Below are 3,175 nucleotides of genomic sequence, written 5' to 3' on the forward strand. Positions count from 1 at the left end.
CTCTTCGGCCGGCGGCCTAACAGTTCAATCAAGCCGAACCCGCTTCGCGGGTCGGCTTATTTCAAGGTGTTAGGCCTCATAGGGAGTTCCAGGACAAGTCATGGAAAAGCAGAAGAACTACTGGTTTCCTGCCAAGACATTCGGTTGGGGATGGGGCTTCCCACGGGTGTGGCAGGGCTGGTTGGTTTTGCTTGCGTACCTATGCGGGCTAGTCACTATCTTCCTTCGGATTCCACCTGATTCTGATCCCAATGGGTTCACCCTTTTCGTTCTCGCCCTTTCTATCGTTCTTGTGGCGATCTGTTGGTTAAAGGGCGAGCCACCTCGGTGGCGCTGGGGTGGCAAATGAGGCCTAACAATGCGTTCAAGCCGAACGCGCTTCGCTACACCAACAACATGGCAGGTAGAGCTTGCCATGTTGTTGCCTCCGCTACGCACGTCGGCTTAACTTAGGTGTTAGGCCTCATAAAGGAGAGACTCGTGGCTACAAATCGCAAGTGGTTCAACATGATCCTTCCGGAGGTTCGTAAGCCTTCTGGTTACGGCACGCTTGTGCAGGTACTCCAAACGAATGAATCTATCAGAGAGCTTTGGTTCCAGCACGCTGAGGACCCAACAATTTTGCGCTGCGTCAAGGTAGATGTGGCTAGCGGCGAGGCCGAGAGGCCGAAGACAATCCTCACAAAAGGTGTCCGCGCCTCGAAAGAGTGAGGCCTAACAATGCGTTCAAGCCGACGCCGCTTCGTTACGCAAAGCACATGGCAGGTGCAGCTTGCCATGTGCTCTGCTCCACTGCGCAGCGCGGCTTAACTTAGGGTGTTAGGCCGCACTCGAACTCCGTGAAAGAACTCCTTCCAGCGCTGAGCTTCTTGCTTCTTCTTTCGGGGTGCGATCAGACTCGCGAAAACTGTCTCGAGGTTCAGCCAGGCATGACTCTTGCCCAAGTGGTTGCCGTAATGGGTCAACCTAGAGATTCCTTCTTGCTCGGAGATCCACCTGCGGGAATCATGCTTGTGTACGGGCCTCAGGCTCGGGACAAATGGCCCCAAGAGCCAGATGGGCCGATAGCCGTCGAGATGCAGGATTCGTCGTCACGCAACCCGGATGACCGAACCGTGGTAAACACCTATTGCCGTGCCAATTGACGTGCGGCCTAACAATTCATTCAAGCCGACGCCGCTTCGCGGCGCGGCTTAATTCTAGCGTTAGGCCGCTCGGGACACATCAAAGGCTGTGCGGTTTTGGTGCCCCTGACAGTGCACGGCGCAAGCCTGTCACTCCAGACAGGATCGCAGTCGGTCTGTCCTCGATAGTCCCTGGCGCAAGCCGCTGGCTCACGGACGGGCTTGCCATTGCTGCCTCCAGATCGCGTCCGGCGCAAGCGCGTCCTTCGGCCAAATCTGTCGTAAAGTTCGCCTCGGTGGGGCGTCATCTCTTCGGCCGGCGGCCTAACCGTTCAATCAAGCCGAACCCGCTTCGCGGGTCGGCTTATTTCAAGGTGTTAGCCCTCACCAAAAGAAGATCCGGCGCTTGAGTTGTACTTCGGAACGCTTATTGCTCGTGATGCCGCCTGGCTTCGGCTTGTTTCGCGCTCCAAAGGTTCCGGGTAAGGCCGGGTTCGCGGTGATCTGATCGCTCTGTGGCTTCCGGATCGTCCGTTGATACACTTTCGGTAAGGCCAAGGTCTGACAGTTCACCGTTGGTGAGGTCTAACAGTTCGTTCAACCCGAACCCGCTTCGTTGCTTCGTTCAAACGTGCTGCAAGCTGCTCCAATGCAGGCTCACGATTGTCGTGGCAGCGGGTCGGGTTAACTCAAGTGTTAGGCCGCTCGGGAAAGTGCAATGGCTGTGCGGTTTCGTGCGTCTGACGGTTCACGGCGCAGGCCTGTCGTTCGAGTCGCTAGCACAGTCAACTCACTCGCGACGGCTCTTCGCGCAAGCCGCTGGTTCACGGATGGAGTCGCAATTGCCTCCTCCCGATCGCATCCGGTGCAAGCGCGTCTTCCGGCCAGTTCTGGCGTAAAGTTCGCTTCGGTGGGGCGTCAGTCCTTCGGCCGGCGGCCTAACAGTTCGTTCAAGCCGAAGCCGCTTCGCGGCTCGGCTTAACTCAAGGTGTTAGAGCGCACTGTGCAGATTTTCCGTCGTCCACTTATCTACATCCAGGTCTACCCGGAGCATTTCACCGGAAGTGTCGTGGGTGAGGGTCACACTATTCGCCGGGACTGCCACGCTCTGGACAATCGGCGGGCTGAACTGAAGGACTTTACCCGGATCCGGGAAACCCTTCGGTCGCTGGTCAGGGAGCTCGTATCCGGCTTCTCGCTCCGAAGGCCGGTTGGGCTCATGCACTTCATCCCAGAGCATTACGTGCCAACCCAACGGGAGTTGGAGACCTTCAAGAAGATCGCGGAGCGGGCTGGCCTATCCTTCTGCTGGCTGTCCAAATGGGATACGCCGCACACCGAGCAAGAACTCGAAGAGGTCCGGCGTGCGCTCTAACAATTCGTCCAAGCCGACGCCGCTTCGCGGCGCGGCTTAACTCAGGTGTTAGGCGCCACTAATGGCTATCTCGAAGGATCAGCTAAAGGAAGCCGGGCGATTCGAGCTTGCCGACCCGACGACACTCGACGGATTTGACGAGTGGGCATTGTGGCTTGAGGCCATGTTGCATGGTCCCTGCTACATTTTCTTCCGCAACGGCGAACCAATTCTTCTTCAAGGGAAGCAGTTGGTAGAGCGGCTGAACGGGCTTAGGCTAGAGATCTATCCTGACGAGCATCCACCGCCTCACTTTCATGTGCGTGCGCCAGACTTGAATGCTAGCTTCGCGATCGAAGACTGCAGGCTTCTCAGGGGGCAGCCGTCTCCCGATGTGCTAGACAAAGTCAGGTACTGGCACCAACATTCGAAGCACAAGCTCATTGAGGTGTGGAATGCGACGAGACCCACCGATTGCCAAGTGGGACCGTGCGGTGGCGCCTAACCATTCATTCAAGCCGACGCCGCTTCGCGGCGCGGCTTAACTCAAGTGTTAGGCCGCTCGGGACACATCAAAGGCTGTGCGGTTTTCGTGCGCCTGACAGCTCACGGCGCAAGTCTGTCACTCCAGGCACGATCGCAGTCCGCCGAGCCTCGACAGTCCATGGCGCAAGCCGCTGGCTCACAGACACACTTG

Annotated in this window: 1 protein-coding gene; it reads left to right on the forward strand. The window is 57.6% G+C overall.

Annotation, left to right across the window (positions count from 1 at the left end; genetic code table 11):
* Positions 1 to 2,662 precede the first annotated feature (2,662 nt).
* The gene (locus ACFOM9_RS07915) at positions 2,663 to 2,983 is read left to right on the forward strand and encodes a DUF4160 domain-containing protein (RefSeq protein WP_386708656.1); all 321 of its coding nucleotides are present in this window, start codon (positions 2,663 to 2,665) and stop codon (positions 2,981 to 2,983) included.
* Positions 2,984 to 3,175 lie beyond the last annotated feature (192 nt).

It is taken from the genome of Luteimonas notoginsengisoli (genome assembly GCF_042648885.1).
In the GTDB taxonomy this organism is placed as follows: Bacteria; Pseudomonadota; Gammaproteobacteria; order Xanthomonadales; family Xanthomonadaceae; genus Luteimonas; species Luteimonas notoginsengisoli.